The following is a 540-nucleotide window of genomic DNA, read 5'->3' on the forward strand; positions in this document are numbered from 1 at the left end:
TGTTCACCATATACGAGAGCGCTCCAAACGGCGGAGATCCTTAACCGTCGTCATGGATTTGAATTGTTTGTCGAACACGATCTGAGAGAGTGGCGGGCGGATACTTCTGGTGGTTATATTTCGTTGGCTGAGCGAGACCGGCGTTGGCACGAATATCGCGAGTTGCTAAAACTAAGACTGCCGATGAGCGACGAGCGCTATGAGCATGTGACAGCGTTAAAAGCACGAACGGTGGCGGTTTTGGAAAGGTACAGACAATAGGACAAAGTTATTGTCGTCAGTCATTTCAATGTTTTTGAAGCTTTGCAAGGTTATCAGGAACAAGGGTTGGCTTGCGGAGATTCTAAAATCTTTCGTCTGTGATCGATTTTCAATCTTATAGAGTAAAATCAATGAGTAATCGCTATTGGAGTTAAAAATGAAATCTATAACAGCATGGATGTTGTTATGTTTGATCGCGATGTTTGGTTGTACGTCAAAACCAATTGATCTGCAGCCTCCAAACTACTCTCCCCTTCACCCCTCCACCCGCAAACGATA

Annotated in this window: 1 pseudogene; it reads left to right on the plus strand. The window is 44.6% G+C overall.

Annotated features, from left to right (window positions below):
* Positions 1-363, plus strand: a pseudogene (locus R8O11_RS30650) (histidine phosphatase family protein); the annotation flags it as partial.
* Positions 364-540 lie beyond the last annotated feature (177 nt).

The organism is Vibrio sp. 1288 (genome assembly GCF_033344475.1).